Annotated in this window: 14 protein-coding genes; 8 read left to right on the forward strand and 6 right to left on the reverse strand. The window is 52.8% G+C overall.

The window, feature by feature from the left end; all coding sequences use genetic code 11:
* Positions 1–50: 50 nt before the first annotated feature.
* From minC to GEI7105_RS0121380, 5 genes are all read left to right on the forward strand, one after another.
* A complete protein-coding gene (minC, locus tag GEI7105_RS0121360) occupies positions 51–878 on the forward strand; it encodes a septum site-determining protein MinC (protein WP_017662451.1) in 828 nt (275 codons plus the stop codon).
* Between the two features lie 153 nt (positions 879–1,031).
* On the forward strand, positions 1,032–1,838 hold the full coding sequence (gene minD, locus GEI7105_RS0121365; protein ID WP_017662452.1) for a septum site-determining protein MinD: 807 nt from the start codon (positions 1,032–1,034) through the stop codon (positions 1,836–1,838).
* Between the two features lie 28 nt (positions 1,839–1,866).
* Positions 1,867–2,268, forward strand: a complete 402-nt coding sequence (gene minE / locus GEI7105_RS0121370; RefSeq protein ID WP_245555473.1) for a cell division topological specificity factor MinE — start codon at positions 1,867–1,869, stop codon at positions 2,266–2,268.
* Between the two features lie 84 nt (positions 2,269–2,352).
* A complete protein-coding gene (locus tag GEI7105_RS0121375) occupies positions 2,353–3,213 on the forward strand; it encodes an ABC transporter permease (protein ID WP_017662454.1) in 861 nt (286 codons plus the stop codon).
* A gap of 378 nt (positions 3,214–3,591) precedes the next feature.
* Positions 3,592–5,634: a prolyl oligopeptidase family serine peptidase gene (locus tag GEI7105_RS0121380; protein ID WP_017662455.1), complete on the forward strand. Its 2,043-nt coding sequence runs from the start codon at positions 3,592–3,594 to the stop codon at positions 5,632–5,634.
* Between the two features lie 102 nt (positions 5,635–5,736).
* On the opposite strand, the gene GEI7105_RS33785 is transcribed toward GEI7105_RS0121380, so the two are convergent.
* On the reverse strand, positions 5,737–7,242 hold the full coding sequence (locus tag GEI7105_RS33785) for a sensor histidine kinase (RefSeq protein WP_017662456.1): 1,506 nt from the start codon (positions 7,240–7,242) through the stop codon (positions 5,737–5,739).
* 121 nt (positions 7,243–7,363) lie between these two features.
* On the opposite strand from GEI7105_RS33785, the gene GEI7105_RS0121390 reads away from it, so the two are divergent.
* Entirely contained in the window at positions 7,364–8,521 is a 1,158-nt protein-coding gene (locus GEI7105_RS0121390; RefSeq protein ID WP_017662457.1) for a slr1591 family oxidoreductase, read from the forward strand.
* A gap of 68 nt (positions 8,522–8,589) precedes the next feature.
* Here the strand turns inward: GEI7105_RS0121390 and GEI7105_RS0121395 are convergent, their stop codons facing one another.
* The 4 genes from GEI7105_RS0121395 to gcvT form a co-directional block, all read right to left on the reverse strand.
* Entirely contained in the window at positions 8,590–9,027 is a 438-nt protein-coding gene (locus tag GEI7105_RS0121395) for a hypothetical protein (protein ID WP_017662458.1), read from the reverse strand.
* Positions 9,028–9,574: 547 nt separating this feature from the next.
* Positions 9,575–10,600, reverse strand: coding sequence for an ABC transporter ATP-binding protein (locus GEI7105_RS0121400; RefSeq protein WP_017662459.1), 1,026 nt, complete (start codon positions 10,598–10,600; stop codon positions 9,575–9,577).
* A 252-nt stretch (positions 10,601–10,852) separates the two neighbouring features.
* Positions 10,853–12,472, reverse strand: coding sequence for an FAD-dependent oxidoreductase (locus GEI7105_RS0121410; RefSeq protein WP_144053975.1), 1,620 nt, complete (start codon positions 12,470–12,472; stop codon positions 10,853–10,855).
* A gap of 159 nt (positions 12,473–12,631) precedes the next feature.
* On the reverse strand, positions 12,632–13,771 hold the full coding sequence (gene gcvT / locus GEI7105_RS0121415) for a glycine cleavage system aminomethyltransferase GcvT (RefSeq protein ID WP_017662462.1): 1,140 nt from the start codon (positions 13,769–13,771) through the stop codon (positions 12,632–12,634).
* A gap of 67 nt (positions 13,772–13,838) precedes the next feature.
* Here gcvT and dusA point away from each other — a divergent pair, with 67 nt between their 5' ends.
* Positions 13,839–14,864: a tRNA dihydrouridine(20/20a) synthase DusA gene (dusA, locus tag GEI7105_RS0121420; RefSeq protein WP_017662463.1), complete on the forward strand. Its 1,026-nt coding sequence runs from the start codon at positions 13,839–13,841 to the stop codon at positions 14,862–14,864.
* Between the two features lie 250 nt (positions 14,865–15,114).
* Here dusA and GEI7105_RS0121425 read toward each other — a convergent pair whose 3' ends face one another.
* On the reverse strand, positions 15,115–15,567 hold the full coding sequence (locus tag GEI7105_RS0121425) for a peroxiredoxin (protein WP_017662464.1): 453 nt from the start codon (positions 15,565–15,567) through the stop codon (positions 15,115–15,117).
* 147 nt (positions 15,568–15,714) lie between these two features.
* Between GEI7105_RS0121425 and GEI7105_RS40585 the strand changes: the two genes are divergently transcribed.
* On the forward strand, positions 15,715–19,854 hold the full coding sequence (locus GEI7105_RS40585; protein ID WP_020480342.1) for a CHAT domain-containing protein: 4,140 nt from the start codon (positions 15,715–15,717) through the stop codon (positions 19,852–19,854).
* The last annotated feature ends 95 nt before the right edge of the window (positions 19,855–19,949 follow it).

The raw sequence follows: 19,949 nt of genomic DNA on the forward strand, positions 1-19,949 counted from the left end.
ATCTGCCGTATCCTGTTATACCTCAACCTAACAACGCTACTGAACCTTGTATGGTTTCCGATTCTCCAACTCCCACCGATCGCGACGTCTCCTCCGAGCTGACTGACACGGCCGAATCGACTCAGTCGGAAGGACTCAACCTGCACCAACAAATCCGCCTCAAAAGCGACGGCGGCCAACTCGTCGTTCACCTTCCACCTCAAAGCGACAGCGACACCGCCGGAGAGTTGACGTGGCAGGAGTTATGGCAACAACTCAAACACCGCCTGCAAGCCAGCGATCGCTCTTGGCAACCCAACACCCGCGTTCGAGTCGTGGCTGGCGATCGCCTCCTCGACAGTCGCCAACTGCAAGAACTCGACGACGCCCTCAGCCAAGCACAACTCAAACTCGAACGGGTCTTTACCCGTCGGCGTCAAACCGCTGTCGCCGCCGCCACTGCTGGCTATTCCGTCGAACAACCCCTAGCTCAAGACTTACTGCAACAAACCTCCGAACTTTCCGCAACGGCTCTCGCCGAACCGCTATATCTCCATACCACCCTGCGATCGGGAACGGAAATCCGCCATCCCGGTAACGTGGTTCTCGTCGGTGACGTCAACCCTGGCGGAGCGGTGATTGCAGAAGGCGATATCCTCATTTGGGGTCGGTTGCGCGGTGTCGCTCACGCTGGAGCCGCCGGAAACCCCCAATCTCTCATCATGGCGTTACAAATGGAGCCGACGCAGATTCGCATCGCAGATTCGGTAGCCCGTGCGCCATCCGATAAACCCAGTCAATACTATCCTGAAGTGGCTTACATCACTCCCCACGGCATTCGTATTAGTCGAGCGGCGGATTTCGTTCGCCCGACGGCTGCCGTTTCCCCAGACAATTGACGCGATCGCCCCTTCGATCGCTCGTCGCACCCCGAAGTCACTGCCCGATGTCGCCCTCACAGATGGTACATTGAGACCTGTACGCCAGTGGACGGGATCGACCTAGAGGCAACTCTCTCCTCCTGACCGTTTAGTTTTTATCGTTACCGCGTAATGAGTCGCATTATTGTCATCACCTCTGGCAAAGGCGGGGTGGGAAAAACCACAACCACCGCTAACCTCGGCATGGCACTGGCAAAACGAAACCGTAAAGTCGTTTTAGTCGATGCCGATTTCGGGTTGCGGAACCTCGACCTCCTGTTAGGATTAGAAAACCGCGTCGTGTATACGGCGGTCGAAGCCATTGCCGGAGAATGTCGGCTCGATCAAGCGTTAGTTAAAGACAAACGCCACAGCCAACTCGCCTTACTTCCGGCGGCCCAAAACCGCATGAAAGATGCTGTCAGTCCCGCTCAAATGAAACAGTTGGTGATGGCGTTGGCGAAAAAGTTCGATTACGTCATCGTCGATTCTCCAGCGGGAATCGAACAGGGATTTCAAAACGCGGTTTCTGCCGCTCGAGAAGCGATCGTGGTGACGACACCGGAAATCGCCGCCGTTCGCGATGCCGATCGCGTGGTGGGATTGCTCGAAGCCAACGGAATTCGCAAAATTCGCCTTATCGTCAACCGCATTCGCCCGGAGATGGTGGAAGCCAACGACATGATGTCTGTCGAAGACGTTCGGGAATTGTTGGCAGTGGAGTTGTTGGGAATCGTACCTGACGACGAACGGGTGATCGTCTCGACGAACCGAGGGGAACCCTTAGTCTTGTCGGAAGAACCGTCTCTCGCCGGACAAGCCTTCGATAACATCGCCCGTCGTTTGGAAGGAGAAACGGTGGACTTTTTGGAACTGACAACGCCGCCAGAAGGATTTTTATCGCGTCTGCGAAAGATACTGACCACTCGAATTCTCTAGTTTTTACTCGTATTACTGGCTGATGTTCATGGAATGGCTCGCCCGATTGTGGCCGCGATCGCGCAAAAAAAACAGTCGTAACGATGTCAAGCAACGGCTCAAACTCGTAATCGCGCACGATCGCGTCGATTTGAACGCTGCCACGATCGAGGCGATGCAGAAAGAAATTCTCGATGTCGTCTCTCGTTACGTCGAACTCGATACGGAAGGGTTGAATTTCGCCCTTCAAAGCGACAAACGCATGACGTCGCTGACGGCGAACCTTCCCATTCGTCGCGTGAAGCCCTCCTCAGACGACTCGCAGCCCGAGAAGCAAGAGACGGAAAACCTATCTTTGGAAATCGAGTTGACGAGCCAGACCGATTCACCCGCCGCCGAGGACACTCAACCGAAGGAAGACGAGGAGGAGACGGAAAAATCTCAAGATTGAGAGGGGTTTCGTTCCAAGGGCGATCGAATTTTTCGTATATTAAGTAGTGTTACGAAATTTCGATCGCACTCAACCAACAAACCCGTGAACCTCCAACAGTCTTTCAAACTCAGTTATCTCCATCAGTGGTTAAACGACGACTCTCTCAGTACCCTCTGGGAAGACAGCTTGACGGTATTGTGGGGAGACTGGCTCGATTTACGAGTTCGCGTCGCTCAAGTAGCGGCTTCCGGCCTCGTCTCGCCGCTGATTTACATCGTCGCTTTTGGCTTGGGATTGGGGAGTTCCATTCGTCCCGGCACTGCGATCGGTGGCGATTACAGCAGTTACTTACAGTTTATTTTACCGGGAATGGTGGCGCTGTCGTCGATGGCCATTAGCTTCGGCGGGACGACTTTCTCTATTTGCGGCGAACGCCTCTATAGTAAAACCTTTGAAGAAATCCTGCTGCTCCCGGTTCATCCTCTGGCGTTGCACCTGGGCAAAATGATGGCTGGAATCGTCCGGGGACTGATGACCTCAGTTTCGGTGATGGTGGTTTCTGTGCTGTTTCTCGGCTTTTCAGGGGGCGGTTTTTCGGTGATTTGGAGTTTCTTCAACCCGCTGTTTTTGCTGGTTTTAGTTTTAAACTGCGCTGTCTTTTCTGGTTTGGGCGTCATCATTGGCTTAAACGTGAAGTCCATCGAAAGCGTCGGTTTGCTCAATAATTTTCTGATCGTCCCCATGTCGTTTTTAGGCGCAACGTTTTTCGACCCCGCGACGCTCCCTGCTGCTTTAAAAGTGGTGGTGTTTTGTTTACCTTTGACTTATACCAGCGTGGGATTGCGATCGGCAGCTTACGACTCGCTTTCTAATTTTACCTGGTTTAGTCTTCCGGTGTTATTGGTGGTGGCGATCGTCTTATCTTTTATCGGAGCCTATCAATTTTCAACGCAACAAGATTAGTCATAAATTTGGTAGCCGTGTTGTATACAATGCGGCTACTACGGAATTCGTTGAGAATCGATAGTTTGGATAATTCACCACAGAGACACAGAGAACACAGAGAGTTTTGGGGTGCATTTCACCTTAAAAAATATAACCTTCGCGTAGGTTGGGTGGAACGAAGTGGAACCCAACAGCCGCTCGTTCGATTAATTTAGATTTTTGAAATTTACCCAGGTTTGAGAATCTCTGGCGGTTTAAATAAACGATATGATAGGAGTTTTTGGCACTTTTAAATAATTTGCTTTAAATTGTTTTTCGTCTAAAATAGACTCATAAAATACATTTTCAAAATAGAATTGCTATAGTAGAAACAAGCCGAAATTTCTATCGAACCTTATGCCATTTGAATATCCGCAAACGAAAACCATCGAACAAGTCGATACCTATCACGGTACAGCCATTAGCGACCCCTACCGCTGGCTAGAAGACCCCGATTCCGACGATTCGCGGGCGTGGATCGAGGCACAAAATCAACTGACTTTTGGTTTTCTCGAAAATATCGAAGACCGTTCAAAACTCAAAGAGCGCGTTACTCAACTTTGGAATTACGAAAAATACGGAACACCGTTTAAACGCGATCGCCGCTATTTTTATTTCAAAAACGACGGATTGCAAAACCAAAGCGTTCTTTACGTTCTCGACGACCTCGACGGTAAACCTCGCGTCCTTCTCGATCCCAATACTCTCTCCGAAGACGGAACGGTTGCCCTCAACAACTATACCGTTAGTGAAGATGGAAACTTGTTGGCTTACGCCCTGTCTTCCTCCGGTTCAGACTGGCAAGAATGGCACGTTCGCGATGTGGAAACGGGTAAAGATTTACCAGATTTGGTGAAGTGGAGTAAATTTTCTGGTGCGTCTTGGACTCACGACAGCCACGGTTTTTTCTATAGTGCCTACGATCCCCCAAACGAAGAGACCCAGTACGAAGACGTTAACTACTATCAAAAACTTTACTATCACCGCATCGGAACGCCGCAATCAGAAGATTTGTTGGTGTACGATCGCCCCGACCAGAAAGAATGGGGCTTTAGCGGCTTCGTCACCGACTGCGGACGCTATTTAATTATTGCCGTTTGGCGGGGAACCGAACCGAAAAACCTGATTTTCTACCGAGATTTACAAGATCCCGAATCGGCGATCGTCGAACTGATTCCCGAATTCGAGGCACAATACGATTTTGTCGGAAATGACGGTCATATTTTCTGGTTCCGAACCGATTGCGACGCCTCTCGCTACCGCCTGATCGCGATCGACACGGTGACGAAACACCAGCGGGAAATTCTTCCCGAAGGAGAAAACACCCTGGAATTCGTGTCGGTTCTCAACCGTCAGTTTGTGGTGGAATATCTCAAAGACGCGTGCAGTCAAATTCAGATTTTCGACCTCGACGGTTCTTTGGTTCGAGAAGTCGAACTTCCCGATATCGGTTCCGTGGGGGGATTTGGTGGAAAACCCGAAGATGCGGAAACCTTTTACAGTTTTACCGGATTTACCACGCCGACGACGATTTACCGCTACGACATGACGACGGGGGAAAGTACCGTTTTCCGCCAACCGACGGTAGATTTCGACCCCGACGAGTACGAAACCCAGCAGGTTTTCTACCACAGCAAAGACGGAACCCGCGTTCCGATGTTTATCGTTCACAAGAAAGCGATCGATCGCAACGGAAACAATCCCACCTATCTTTACGGTTACGGCGGCTTCAACATTTCCCTAACGCCGATGTTTTCTGTCGGGTTGCTAGTGTGGATGGAACTCGGCGGCGTCTTGGCGATTCCCAACCTGCGAGGTGGCGGCGAATACGGTGAAACTTGGCATCAAGCGGGAACCAAACTGAACAAACAGAATGTTTTCGATGACTTTATCGCAGCGGCGGAGTGGCTGATCGATCGGCGATATACGTCTTCGGACAAGCTTGCGATCGGCGGTGGAAGTAACGGCGGCTTGCTGGTGGGGGCTTGTATGACGCAACGCCCTGATTTGTTTGCGGCGGCGATTCCCGAAGTCGGGGTGTTGGATATGTTGCGTTTCCACAAGTTTACGATCGGTTGGGCGTGGTGTTCCGATTACGGTTCGCCAGACGACCCGGAGGAGTTTAAGGCGTTGTACGCTTACTCGCCGTTGCACAATGTCAAACCGGGAACGGCGTATCCGGCGACGTTGTTAATCACCGCAGACCACGACGATCGCGTGGTTCCCGCCCACAGTTTCAAGTTTGCAGCGGCGTTGCAAGCGGCGGATGCGGGGGACAACCCGATTTTGATTCGGATTGAAACGAAAGCCGGTCACGGGGCTGGAAAACCCACGACGAAGCGAATTGAGGAAGTTGCGGACAAGTGGGCGTTTTTGACTCGCGTTTTGGAAATGGCTTGATGGGATGAAGGGGGCGGTGCGTCACGCGGTAACATTACATTGACCGGATTTCCATCCTATTTTCTGGCCGCGTGACGCACCCTACCAATTTTCCTCATCCCCTCATCTCATTATTACCCCATCATCTTCAATGGGAAGTTCGATGATAAATTCCGTACCACGATCGCTCGTCGATTCAAAAGATAGGGTTCCGCCGTGATTTTCTGTAATGACTTTATAACTGAGAGACAATCCCAAACCCGTTCCTTTTCCCGTAGGTTTTGTGGTGAAGAAGGTCTCGAACAGGTGTGGTTTGACCGCTTCGGAAATGCCACATCCGTTGTCTGCAATGCAAATCGCCACGCGATCGCCCCGTTCGTCCGTTATGTGTTCGGTCCGAATGCAAATCAGGTTGGGATCGTCTTGAATATCGCGGAAACTGCGTCCTTGGTTCGATTCTTCGATGGCATCGATCGCGTTCGATAACAAATTCATAAACACCTGATTTAACTGACCGGGACGACAGGGAACCGGAGGTAAATCGCTGTATTCGCGAACCACTTTAATTTCGGGGCGGGTTTCGTTAGCTTTGAGGCGGTGTTTGAGAACCACGAGGGTACTGTCGAGTCCTTCGCGAACGTCAAAGAGGGTTTTGTCAGCGTCCAATCGCGAAAACTGACGTAAAGACGTCACGATTTCTTGAATGCGTTCTAAGCTGACTTTCATCGACCCCAGCATCGGCGGTAAGTCTTCAACGATAAATTCTAGGTCGATATCGTCCGCGTGTTCTTCAATGTCTGGGGCGGGTTGGGGGACGTGTTGGCGATACAGTTCGAGGTGTTCGCTGAGGTCGCAAATGTACTCTTCGATGTGTTTGAGGTTTCCCGACAGACAACCGAGAGGGTTATTGATTTCGTGGGCAACGCCCGCGACGAGTTGTCCCAAGCTAGAAATTTTTTCGGTTTGTACCAGTTGGGACTGGGTTCTTTGCAGTGCGTCGAGGGTCTGTTCGAGTTGTCGAATTTTTTCCCGTTCGCGGGTTTCGGCTTGCTGGCGTTTGAGTTCGGCGGTGGTACGGGCTGCAAACAGGCGAATCAGGGTTTCGGCGTGTTGGCGTTTGGTCGGAGTCAGGGGGCGATCGTCGAAAATGCAGATGTGACTGACAAAACGGTGGGTTTTAGGATCGCGTAGGGCTAAACCCAAGTAACAGTCGGGGGTGCGTGCGTTGCGTTCGTTGCCTTGCGTGTATGATGCGATCGCCGCATTGGGAATGCAATAGATCGACTCGTCGTCTTGACTGACGGTATAGCTGAGTTGGGGAGGATTTCCCCGAAGACAGAGAACGTCGTATTCGATCGCCTCGCAGATTTCACTGTTTTTGTAAAAACATAGCGATCGAACTCGTTTGGGTTGCGTTTCGTCCCACTGAACCACTTCACCGACAATGGCACCGCCAATCTCGAGCGATCGCGTCAGATATCGCGTTAATTCTTTATAGTACGCTTGTCCGGTGACAGATGCTGTCGCGACGAGCGAATCTGTCAAAATCGAAGGTGACAAGACTGTACAGGTAAGAGAACCGTCGTCTAAACGGATGGAATCGAGAGGAGCGACATCGCGATCTGACATTTCTAATTGCCGAGGTTGCAGCGTGAGTCTCGGGTGTGAGACGATCTCAGGATTTGAGTATAGGCTGAAAAGAATTCTTAAGATACGATCGAAATCACAGACAACGGGGAATGTATCGGTGATGTCGGACGCTATCCGAGAAGTGGTTCTCGTCGGTGGGGGTCACACCCACGCGATCGTCTTGCGACAGTTTGGCTTGCATCCTTCTCCCCATCTACGGTTGACTTTGGTTTCGGACGTGGACAAAACCCCCTATTCGGGGATGTTACCGGGTCACGTGGCGGGATTTTACGATTTTGAAGACTGTCATATCGATTTGAAACCGTTGGCGGAATTCGCCGGGGCGAGGTTCGTTCGGGGGCGAGCGAGCGCTCTAGACTTACAACACAATACAGTACACTGCGAAGACGGGCGATCGATCCCTTTCGATAGTCTTTCTCTCGACATCGGGAGTACCCCCGCCACCGTCCGCGTTCCGGGGGCGATGGAATACGCCATTCCCGCCAAACCCGTTTCCCACTTTTTGCAACATTGGTATCGCCTGCTGGACACTGTGAAAGCCAATCCCCAGCAACCGCTGAGTTTGGGAATTGTCGGCGGTGGGGCGGGGGGCGTCGAACTGGCGTTAAACGTGCGATCGCGGTTGCATCGGATGTTACAGCAGGCGGGACAGTCTTCTGAGACGATCGATCGCCAATTGCAATTACATTTGTTCGATCGCGGTTCGGAGTTGATGTCGGGACACGCCCCCGTTGTCCGCCGCCGACTGCAAGAACTTCTCCTCAGCTACGGGGTTCGCCTACATCTCAACGAAAGCGTGGTGGCGGTGAAACCGGGGGTTGAGGTAATTTGCGAGTCGGGGTTACAGGAAAGGTGCGATCGCCTGTTTTGGGTGACGCAAGCCTCCGCCCCATCCTGGTTAGCAGAGTCCGGTTTAGCCACAGACGAGGCGGGTTTCGTTCTCGTTGGCGACACCTTGCGATCTTTATCACATTCCCAGATTTTCGCCGCTGGAGACATCGCCACGATGCAGTCTCATCCTCGTCCGAAAGCGGGAGTGTTTGCAGTTCGCCAGGGAAAACCGCTGTTTGAGAACTTGCAACGGTTGGGAAATGGGGAATCGCTGCGTCCTTACGTTCCGCAAAAGCAGATTTTGGCGTTGATTGGAACCGGAGACGGACGGGCGATCGCTTCTCGGGGAAGTTGGGGATTGGGACCTTGGCGGCTGTTGTGGTGGTGGAAAGATTGGATCGATCGACGGTTTATGAAACAGTTTTAGAATTTGTATTGACAAAACGTCTTAAATGTGATAAGCGTTCGCCGAACCGCCAAACGCCTGGAGAGCGCTTACCAACTATCGACAATGCTATCCTGTTGAATCACGCGGTTTCCTTCGTAAATGGTAAACGTGCCGTCATAGGGACTTAAAACGTAGGAATACGCGCCATTATTCGCCGAGTAGATCTCATTTCGTCCCGATACCGCTGGCAGCCAATCTAAACCGTTACTACTCATGCCGCCGTAGTCGTTTTTATCCCGACTGAAGTAATACAAACCATCCGAAGCCGAACAGATAAAAACGAAAAAGTTGTTGGTTTCAAACCCCCGAGTCGCCCGCAAACCGTAATCGTTGCAGAGGTTCCATTGGGCGATGTGGGTGTTAGTAGAAGTATTGGGAGAAACGCCAGCGATGGCGACGCCACCACCGCTTAACAGCAGGGCTAAAGCTGCCCCCGTTCCCGCTAACGTCGGGAAAATCGGAAATCGAGATCGATCGCCACTCATGACTTGACATCCTCTCCCAGCAACCCTATCGGGTATGCAGGGAGATTCCCGGGTTCACACCAAGGATTTCCTGCTTCTCAACCTCTTGACTAGACTTGAACTCAGATAACTTCAAGTCCCCGCCAGAACGATTCCACAGGCTTTTTGTTTTACGTCCACTTGGTGCCCCCAAGCCGGACGGATCTGATTTTTGGTTTTGGGCTTTATGCTCTATACAGGTTGCCAGTGTCTTAACCGTTACTCCTGGGCTGCCTACTGGATGAGCCATCCGTATGTTTTCAGCGTGTTACCGCCTTATCAATTATATTTGATTGCTCGTTTCGGCGCTATCCCCTTCTCTCGCTATCGCATTGTTCAGGGGACGCACCTCAACTCACCGCCGCTTCACCACCAACCAAGCCTATTGGCTATGGTTGGAGCGCTGCGACGAATCTTGGTAGACTCCATCAAAACGATTTACCCCAACGTAACACCCCCATTTCAGCCGAAAACCCGCCCTCGAGGTTTCAAAAATCGAGAACAGGTCGGCAATCGCCTCGCTGGGGCGTTATTTCCCCGCCATTTCCTGTTTTTTCTCTTTCTTAAGATCCCGCGATCCGGCGGCTTCGAGTTCCGCATCCATCAAGGTTCGCCCCGTCGCCGCCAAATACACGTCGTCGAGACTGGGGCGAGATTGCGCGATGCCAAACGTCGGCAGTCCCACGTCTTTCAACGCCTGCTGAACTCCCATCAGAGCGTCGCTTTGGGGCGTTACCACCAAGTTGAGGGCGTTTCCTTGGGCGTCGTTGATAATCGCTTCGCGGACGAAGGGCAGTTTTTCGAGAATGTCTTTGGCTTTTTGCGCTTCCTCGAGGGGGGCAAATTCGCGAATTCGCAGAGTAATACGATCGCCCCCCACCTTATCTTTTAACTGCGACGGCGTACCCGTATCGATGACGACACCGCGATCGATAATCGCCACGCGATCGGCCAGGGCGTCCACCTCTTCGAGATAATGGCTAGTAATCAACACCGTGGTTCCCCGTTCCCGCAGTTGTCGCAGGAAGTTCCACACCGTCACCCGGCTTTCGATGTCTAACCCCACCGTCGGTTCGTCGAGAACCAAGACATCGGGATCGTGAAGCAGCCCCGAGGCTAAATCTAGGCGTTTGCGAAGTCCCCCGGAATAAGTTCCCGTTTTGCGATCGGCATATTCTCCCAATCCGAGAAGATCGATAACGCGATCGATCCGTTGGGGAATCTCTTGCTTCGGCAGATGGTACAACGCCGCTTGCAGTTGCAGCAGTTCCCGCCCCGTCAACACTTTATCGAGAGCGACTTCTTGGGCGATGTATCCCAGCAAACGACGGGCGACTCTCGGCTTGTCCAACACGGAAATTCCCGAAACTTCGATGCGTCCGGAATCCGGGTTCGTCAGGGTACACAAACAGCGAATCGTGGTGGTTTTCCCGGCACCGTTGGGTCCGAGTAAGCCGAAAATTTCGCCGGGTTCGATGTCAAACGAAACGTCCTTCACCGCTTCGATATCACCGTAGGATTTTTTGAGATTTTCGATGAGAACCGCAGGAGCCATAGTTTAACCGTTCGGTGTTTAGTTTTAATAGCAAGGGAGAGGGGAAGCAAGGGAGAGGGGGAGAGGGGGAGAGGAGAAGAGGGGGAGAGAGGGAGAGGGGGAGAGAGGGAGAGGGGGAGAGAGGGAGAGGGGGAGAAACTATTAACCGTTCCCTGTTCCCTGTTCGCGCTCTAAAGGTGCGTGACGAGTTGGCCGGTTGGGCGCGAGAAATCTCGGGTCTTTAGGTCACGCACCCTACGACTTCTTCTTAATTTACCGAATTTGGCTGTAGTCGATGCCGTCGCGAATATCGATACCTTGTAGTTCGGTAACTCGTCCTGTAAGCCGTTCTAACTCTTGGCGAACTTGGGCGGAGGTGATGGAATTGAGGGGAACGGCGGCTTCTTTGGCGATCGCGGCGGCGACACCAACTCCTTGTCCGTGGTAGACGTTGGCGGTGTTGATTCGTCCGACGGAGACGGCGATTCCTTCGTATCCCGCCGAACGTCCGGTGACGGCTAGGTTTTCGATGTTTTGGGCTAAGCCGTGTTCGATGCCAAAATTGTACTGCGGGAGCGGCGGAATGGGAATCGACAAGCCGTCTACGCCGCCTCGGAAGTCGAAGTCGTAGGAAAACGTGCCGATCGCTTTTTCGGGTAACGTCCCGCCTTTAAGGATTTCTTGCCCCGAGAGGGGATCGACCACATCGCGAACGCTGACGCTGTGACGCACGTACACTTCTGGGGGAAATGTCAGTGTCAGGCTGTCGTCTCCGGCGTAAGCTTGCAGCCAGGATTCCACGTGCTGCATTTCTGCGAGCATTTCTGGCGTGGGTTGAAAGCCGTTGGCTTCGATCGCCCGCACTTTGTCGGTGGTGTATTTAAAGAGAAAGCCGTTCCACGACAACCGCTGTTCGTCTAACTCGCAGACGTTGGCTTTGTCCCAGAAAAAGCCGTCGAGAGAAAACCGTTGACCGCGATCGAGATGATATGCTGCGCCAATGGCAATACTTTTAAAGTAATATCCGTCTACATAGGCTTGATAGAGCGGTCGCTCGAACCCCGCCAGCCAAAACCCCGCCGTTCGGGGATCTTCTTCGGCGTAGATACTATCGACGATCGCGTCTAGTCGAGGACCGTCGCTATGAATTCCCGCTTCGAGGGTTCTCAATTCTTCGATACTCAACCCTTCCACCACCGGAACGATGGAGGTGGCGAGAGTCGATTGTTGCAGTTCGGGACTTTGGGATTCGTAACCGCGATCGTAGGGCATTCCTGCCGCGATCGCCAACTCGGCCTGTTGCGTGGCATCGATAAACGAATCGGCTCGCAGTCGCTTGTTGTATCCCGTTATCTGGGCGTAGTCGATGCGATCGCCACTTACAACTGGCTCTAACGGTGCGTTTGAGAGCAAACTCACCCCCGCTTCCGCTAGCATTTCTCGCATGGCGCGATCGCCTCGTTCGGCATCCAAACAGGACGCCACGACCTCAGCTTTTTCTAAAAACTCCACAAAACACTGGCTGTACGGCTGAGCGTACCAACCCGGCGTTTTATCGAAGTCTAAATACGCCAGTCCACCCCGCGTCAAAATTCCTCCCAGAAGGGCTTCACTGGGCTGAGAGCGCACTAAAACGACCTTCGACCCCTCGCCGAGACTTTTTTTCGCCCAAATTGCCGCACAGACCCCAGGAAGCTCGTCTCCGTACACCACCACATCATACGTGTAGTATTCCGGCGGTGTCGGCGTGGGTGCAGGTTCGACCTCTGACGGCGTTTCCACCGAAGCCAGTTGCGACTGACTCGGCGAAGGTAATTCCGGAGCGATCGCCCCAAACCCGGCGGCGACCAGAGCGGCGATCGCCCCCAATCCCAAAACAGTCTCTCTTCTCATCACCTCACCTCTTGTACAGTCACCAGTCACCAGTCACCAGTGAAGACAGCCGTAGGGTGCGTGACTTGAAAAATAGGGTGTAAATCCTGAGACCGATCGCTTTGTCACGCACCGCCAATGTACACCGCCAACTCCTTGTCTCCCCGGCTTTCCCTCCGCTCAGCGTCGCCGATAAAACGGCTTTTTCACCACTTGCGCCGGATATAGCTTACCTCGAACTTCCACTTCGAGGGTTCGTCCCACTTTCGCCAACTCTGCTCGCACGTAGGCTAAAGCGATGGGATAACCTAGGGTGGGAGACGGTGCGCCGCTGGTAACGCGTCCGACGACCTCGCCATTGTGGTGGACGGAATAGCCGTGACGGGCGATGTGTCGTCCTTCCATTTTCAACGCCACGAGTCGCTGTGTCAGTCCTTCGTCCCGTTGGCGTTCGAGAGCGGAACGACCGATAAAATCTCCTTGACTCTCGAGATGCACCAACCATTTCAACCCGGCTTCGAGAGGAGTGGTGTGGGTGTCGATGTCCTGGCCGTAAAGGGAAAGACAGGCTTCGAGACGCAGGGTGTCTCGCGCCCCCAAACCGCAGGGTGTCGCTCCGGCTTTGAGGAGTTCTCGCCACAACCGCCGTCCGGCTTCGGGGTCTACCATCACCTCAAATCCGTCTTCTCCGGTGTAGCCAGTACGAGCGACGAAAGCGGAGGTTCCGAAGAGCGTCGGTTCGCTGTGACCGAAAAACGGGATTTGCGATAAATCAGTATCGACGAACGTTTGAAGAACTCCCTCAGCTCGAGGCCCTTGAACGGCGACGAGAACGTTCGATTGAGTCAGATCCTGTAGATCGACCTTATCGTTACCAAGCTGTTGTAAGAGCCACGATTTATCTCGTTCGCGGGTGGCAGCGTTGACGATGAGAAAAACGCGATTTTTCCCTTGAGAATAAACGATGAGGTCGTCGATAATTCCGCCGCTAGGATTGAGAAATACCGTGTACTGAGCTTGTCCCGGTTCTAAGCGGTGTAAATCCGAGGGAACTAGACCTTGTAAGTTTTCGAGAATATCGTCTCCTTGTAAAAGGAATTTTCCCATGTGGGAAATATCGAAAACGCCGATCCCCGTTCTGACCGCTTCGTGTTCTCGTCGAATTCCTTGAAATTGCAGTGGCATTTCCCAACCTGAAAATGCCGTGGTTTTCGCGCTGGATTCTCCGTAGAGGGGGAAAAGCGGAGACCGCGCTAAAAAGGAGGGTTGGGGGGAAGTCGAGCCGTTCGGTACTGTCACGAAGATAACACCTGCTTTCACATTCAGCGCTTTTCTAAGATACGATACAACGAGGGAGCTGCGATGGTAAGACCGCCATTAAGTACATATGACTACGACCAGTACTGCGACTTTTGCCGAACGTCCGTTAGCTGCGATCGCGACTGACCGGGGTAATCCCCTCAGCATCGCCCCGATGATGGATCGTACCGATCGGCATTTCCGCTACTTCATGCGACAGATTACGCGTCGCACGTTGCTTTATACGGAAATGTTGACGACCGGGGCGATCCTACATGGAAAACGTGCGAAGCTACTCGGGTTTTCCCCGCAAGAAAAACCTCTGGCGTTGCAACTCGGCGGAGACGATCCGGCAGAGTTGGCAGAATGCGCCCGTATCGCCGAAGATATGGGGTACGATGAGATTAATTTGAACGTCGGTTGTCCGAGCGATCGCGTGCAGAACGGGAATTTTGGCGCGTGTTTGATGGCCGAACCCGATCGCGTCGCTCAGGCGATCGAGTCGATGCGGCGTGCGGTGGATATTCCGGTGACGATCAAACATCGCATCGGAATCGACGATCGCGATCGCTACGAGGATTTAGCGAATTTTGTCAGAATCGTCTCTGACGCTGGATGCGAGCGATTTACGGTTCACGCACGCAAAGCCTGGTTACAGGGACTTTCGCCGAAGGAAAACCGCACGGTTCCGCCTCTGCGCTACGAGGACGTTTACCGTCTAAAACAGGATTTTCCCCAGTTGTTTGTCGAGATTAACGGCGGGTTTAAAACCCTCGATCGCATCTGCGAACAATATCGACACGTCGATGCAGTGATGGTGGGACGCGCTGCCTACGATACGCCGTTTCTCTTTGCAACCGTCGATCGCGACATTTACGGTGAAACTACACCACTTCCGACGCGCCGTCAAGTGGTCGAACAAATGCTCGGCTATTGCGATCGCTGGGTGGCGCACGGATACAAGCTACACACGATTACTCGCCATATGTTGCAGCTTTTCGCCGGACAACCGGGAACGAAAGCCTGGAAACGCTACATTAGCGAACACGCGCACTTACCCGGCGCCGGTGCGGAGGTGTTGGAAACGGCCTTAGCCAGAGTCCCGAGAATTTAGGTAAAAGGCAAGAACTGTAGGGTGCGTGACTTGAAAAATCGGGTGTCGATCGTGAGACCGATCGCTCTGTCACGCACCGCCAATGTACACCGCCAACATACAAGGGTGCGTAACACGGGTGTTAAAGTGAACAGTGTTTCAGTCACCAGTGAAGACAGTCACCAGTGAAAACAGGGAACAGGGAACAGGGAACGGGGAACGGTTAATAGTTTCTCTCCCTATCTCCCCCTCTCCCTATCTCTTCCCTGAATTAGAAGCTCTTCAAAATTTCCATAGACTCGTTGACGTGACCCTGAAAATCGAGTTGCGAGTTGAAAATATGGCGGACGACGCCGTCTTTGTCGATAACGTAGGTGACGCGCCCCGGAAGTACCCATAACGTCGCGGGAACGCCGTATAATTTGCGAACGCGATCGCCGCTATCGCTCAGTAGTGTGAAGGGTAAGCTATGCTTGCTGGCAAACTGTCGGTGAGACGACACGGAGTCGCCGCTAATTCCAATGACTTCTGCACCTGCGTTAGTAAAGGTTTCGTAGCGATCGCGGAACGCACAGGATTCGGCGGTGCAGCCAGGGGTGTCGTCTTTGGGATAAAAGTATAAGACGACGGCTTTTTTGCCTCGGAAATCACTTAAGCTCACCGACTCTCCGCTTTGAGACGGTAAAGTAAAGTCAGGAGCCATATCGCCTACTTTGACAGCCATTTTTTAACTCTTGCGATCGATTTTTAACGTTTCTTTATAATGTTACCGTATTTGTTCGATCGCCCCTGGCTCTATTTGTCTGGATTTCCCTCTCGTTCTCCCGATAAAAGGATTATCCTCGCATCGTCTCTTTGAGGCGTCTCGATCGTGTTTAGCCGACTCGTCTGTATTACCTCGATCGCCGTTCTCGGCGCGATCGCTCCCTCTCTTCCGGTATTCTCTCAGTCGATCGTTCCCGCCAACGACGGAATCGGAACGACGGTGACTCCTCACGGCGATCGCCTCGATATCGAAGGCGGTTCGCTCTCTGAAGATCGTTCTAATCTATTTCATAGTTTCGAGCAGTTTAATCTCGAGAGCGATCGCACGGCGAATTTTCTGTCTAATCCCGAAATTCAAAATATTTTAAGTCGCGTCACTGGCGGAGAAGCCTCTTATATTAACGGTCTGATTCAAGTCGTCGGCGGAGACTCGAATTTATATTTTATGAATCCGGCTGGAATCCTTTTCGGACAAGAAGCTCGGCTGAACGTCCCCGCAGATTTTATCGCCACGACTGCCACGGGAATTGGTTTTGAAAACGGATGGTTCGAGGCGTTTCAAACTTCAAATATCTCGAGTTTAATGGGCGATCCAGCTACATTTTCGTTTTTATTATCACAACCTGGAGCAATTGTCAATGAAGGAGTTCTGGCAGTCCTTCCAGGTCGCAATTTAGGGTTGCTCGGTGGTGCGACGGCGAACACTGGCTCGCTGTCGTCCCCAGGTGGAACGGTAATGGTGACGGCGGTTTCGGGACGAGAGCTGTTACGGTTGAGCGTACCGGGAAACCTGCTGAGTTTGGAAATCGCACCGACTTCGATTCCGACGGTGGGATTCGACCCGTTGAGTTTACCGGAACTGCTGACCGGAGGCGGTGTCGATCGCGCCAGTCGCTTGACGGTCAATCCCGACGGAACGGTGAGTTTAGCGGGGTCTGCGGTGCGCGTGAACCCGGAACCGGGAACGGCGATCGTCTCGGGAGCGATCGATGTTTCGGACAACAGAGGATCTGGCGAAATCGGCGTGTTTGGCGATCGCGTGGCGGCGATGGAAGCGAGGTTAGATGCGTCGGGAACTGAAAACGGCGGCCGCATCTTCTTCGGGGGAAACTTGCGCGGTGAAGGATCTTTACCGACGGCGCAGTTTGCGTTTGTCGATCCTCTCAGTTCTTTCTTCGCTGACGGGTTGGGGAACGATGGTGGAGAGATCGTCGTATGGTCGGACGATACGACACTGTTTTCGGGAACGGCGACGGCCCGAGGTTTGCAAAATGGGGGATTTGTCGAAATTTCAGGTCGCGATCGCCTGGCGTTTCGCGGTCGAGTCGATGTGGGTGGGTCGAATCCTGGAACAGTTTTGTTCGATCCAGACAGCATCACGATCGATCGCGTTTCTCGTAATAACGACCCCAACGATCCTAATTTTCAAGATCCTAACGATCCGCCACCCGACCCCGATTTTCAAGATCCTAACGATCCCAATTTTCAAGATCCTAACGATCCGCCACCCGATCCCGATTTTCAAGATCCTAACGATCCGCCACCCGACCCCGATTTTCAAGATCCTAACGATCCTAATTTTCAAGATCCCAACGATCCGGCGTTTCGAGATCCTAACGATCCGCCACCCGACCCCGATTTTCAAGATCCTAACGATCCTAATTTTCGAGATCCCAACGACCCCGATTTTCGAGATCCTAACGATCCCTTCTTAGATCCCAACGATCCGGCGTTTCGAGATCCCAACGATCCTAATTTTCAAGATCCCAACGACCCCGATTTTCGAGATCCCAACGATCCGGCGTTTCGAGATCCTAACGATCCTAATTTTCAAGATCCCAACGACCCCGATTTTCGAGATCCTAACGATCCCTTCTTAGATCCCAACGACCCCGATTTTCGAGATCCTAACGATCCCTTCTTAGATCCTAACGATCCCTTCTTAGATCCCAACGACCCCGATTTTCGAGATCCTAACGATCCCTTCTTAGATCCCAACGACCCCGATTTTCGAGATCCTAACGACCCTCTTTTAGATCCCAACGATCCGGCGTTTCGAGATCCCAACGACCCTCTTTTAGATCCCAACGATCCCAACACTCCCACACCCGATCCGAATTTTAACGATTTCGTCGATGGTATCGATAACAACCCGCTCGATCTCGACATTACGATGACGCCAACCGACTTGGCGAACACCAACGGAATTATCGTTCTCGATGCGACAAACGACATTACCATTTCGACCCCGATCGCCAATCCCAACGGAATCGAAATCTACGCCGGACGGAGTATCAACATTAACGCGAATCTCAACACCAGCATGGGAAACGGCGATGTCGTCGCGATCGCCAACGATCCGGGTGCGGCGTCCGGTTTGCGTCAACCCGGGCCGGCGAGTATCGCTCAAGCACCCGGAACCGAAATCGTCGCCAGGGGTGGAAACGTATTTCTTCGCCTTGAAAACGCGGGAGAAATCGGAGAAATTCGCCTCGGACGGATTACTACCAACGGTACGGTCGAAATAGACGCCAACGGTGGAAATATCGTCCGGTCTTCCGATCCCAACGCTCAGGTTACAGCGAACGTTGGAGTCTTCTTGACGACGGGACGGGGTGGAATCGGAAACCCAAACGCGCCGATTCGTGTCAGCATCAACGACTTACAGGTTCGTACCGGAAGCGGCGGCCAGTTTTTCAATATCGTTGGCGGCCAGCGTCAGACGATCGAGGACAATATTTCTCGAGATATCGAAGCGGACGTTCGGGTTGACGACGTGGGAGAAAAACCCGACGCACCCGATCGCGAATCGCAAGGAGAGTTTGAAGGATTTGACGAACCCGATGGTGAAGTAGAGGGTTTTGATGACGATCGCCGAGAAGGACCTGGAGAATCCGATGAGTTTGGCGATCGCGGAGACGAGGATGCAGGATTTGATGAGGGAGGAGAGGAAGACGACGGCGATCGCGATCGTGGTGAAATTGAAGATGAAGAGTTCGATGTCGACTTTACTGAAGGCGCGGAAATCGCCTACACCGACGAGGTGGAAGCTGTCGCCAGTTTAGAACAAGACCGCCTTCAAGAATTCAGTACCTATCTCGGAAACCTGGCGAATTCGTCGATTTCTATCCAAAGTGCGCGGGAAGCCTTAACGGAAGTGTCGCGTCAAACCGGAACCCAGTCGGCGGTGGTGTACGTGACCCTACTTCCGACCCAACTGGAATTGGTCGTGTTTACCGCTGGCGATCGACCAATTCGACGATCGGTGGCGGTGTCGCGATCGGAGGTTCTCGAGGTGGCGACCCAGTTTCGCGGACAACTGACCAACCCTCGCTATCGCCGCACGACTGAGTATTTAGAACCCGCTCAAAAACTTTACCAGTGGGCGATCGCCCCCATTTTACCAGAACTGAAAGCGGCCGAGATCGATACGCTGCTGTTTTCCATGCCGACGGGACTCCGCAGCCTTCCCATCGCCGCCTTACACGACGGCGAACAGTTCCTCGTCGAACAGTTTGGCTTGAGTCTGATTCCCAGTTTGGGATTGGTGGACACGCGTTACCGCACGTTACAAAATACCAGCGTCTTGGCTATGGGAGTCAGCGAGTTCGGCGAAAGCCTCGATCCGCTTCCAGCGGTTCCCTTGGAACTGACAACGATTACCGAAGAATGGTGGAGTGGTTCGGCGTTCCTCAACGAACAGTTTACGCGAGAGAATTTAGTCCAACAGCGGCGACGCCACGGCTACGAGATCGTTCACCTGGCGACTCATGGCGAATTTCTCACATTTGAGGACTCTTACATTCAACTGTGGGACGAACGCCTTCACCTCAACCAACTGCGACGGTTGGGATGGAACGAACCGGCGGTGGAGTTGGTGGTTCTCTCCGCCTGTCGAACCGCAGTCGGAAGCGAAGAAGCAGAGTTAGGATTCGCCGGATTTGCAGTCTCGGCTGGGGTGAAGTCGGCGTTGGCGAGTTTGTGGTACGTCAGCGACGAGGGAACGTTGGGGTTGATGAGTCAGTTTTACCGACAGTTACGGGAAACGCGCACGAAATCCGAGGCGTTGCGTCAAGCGCAACTGGCCTTATTAAACGGGGACGTTCGCGTTGAAAGCGGAAGTGTTCGCATTCGCGGGGTCGCCGAATCCTTGACGCTACCGGAGGAATTACGGGAGCGATCGAATTTCACGCTCTCTCATCCTTATTATTGGGCCGGATTTACGATGGTGGGGAGTCCGTGGTGACTTTTACAGTCACCAGTCACCAGTCACCAGTCACCAGTGAAAACAGGTGTAGGGTGCGTGACTTGAAAAATCGGGTGTCGATCGTGAGACCGATC

Source organism: Baaleninema simplex PCC 7105 (assembly GCF_000332355.1).
GTDB lineage: Bacteria > Cyanobacteriota > Cyanobacteriia > Cyanobacteriales > Geitlerinemataceae > Baaleninema > Baaleninema simplex.

Excerpts from the sequence above, each read along its gene's own strand:
- dusA (WP_017662463.1), top strand. The coding sequence starts at position 13,839 with ATGACTACGACCAGTACTGCGACTTTTGCCGAACGTCCGTTAGCTGCG.
- minD (WP_017662452.1), top strand. The coding sequence starts at position 1,032 with ATGAGTCGCATTATTGTCATCACCTCTGGCAAAGGCGGGGTGGGAAAA.
- GEI7105_RS0121390 (WP_017662457.1), top strand. The coding sequence starts at position 7,364 with ATGTCGGACGCTATCCGAGAAGTGGTTCTCGTCGGTGGGGGTCACACC.
- minC (WP_017662451.1), top strand. The coding sequence starts at position 51 with ATGGTTTCCGATTCTCCAACTCCCACCGATCGCGACGTCTCCTCCGAG.
- GEI7105_RS0121425 (WP_017662464.1), bottom strand. The coding sequence starts at position 15,567 with ATGGCTGTCAAAGTAGGCGATATGGCTCCTGACTTTACTTTACCGTCT.
- GEI7105_RS0121380 (WP_017662455.1), top strand. The coding sequence starts at position 3,592 with ATGCCATTTGAATATCCGCAAACGAAAACCATCGAACAAGTCGATACC.
- GEI7105_RS0121395 (WP_017662458.1), bottom strand. The coding sequence starts at position 9,027 with ATGAGTGGCGATCGATCTCGATTTCCGATTTTCCCGACGTTAGCGGGA.
- GEI7105_RS33785 (WP_017662456.1), bottom strand. The coding sequence starts at position 7,242 with ATGTCAGATCGCGATGTCGCTCCTCTCGATTCCATCCGTTTAGACGAC.
- minE (WP_245555473.1), top strand. The coding sequence starts at position 1,867 with ATGGAATGGCTCGCCCGATTGTGGCCGCGATCGCGCAAAAAAAACAGT.
- GEI7105_RS0121400 (WP_017662459.1), bottom strand. The coding sequence starts at position 10,600 with ATGGCTCCTGCGGTTCTCATCGAAAATCTCAAAAAATCCTACGGTGAT.
- GEI7105_RS0121410 (WP_144053975.1), bottom strand. The coding sequence starts at position 12,472 with ATGAGAAGAGAGACTGTTTTGGGATTGGGGGCGATCGCCGCTCTGGTC.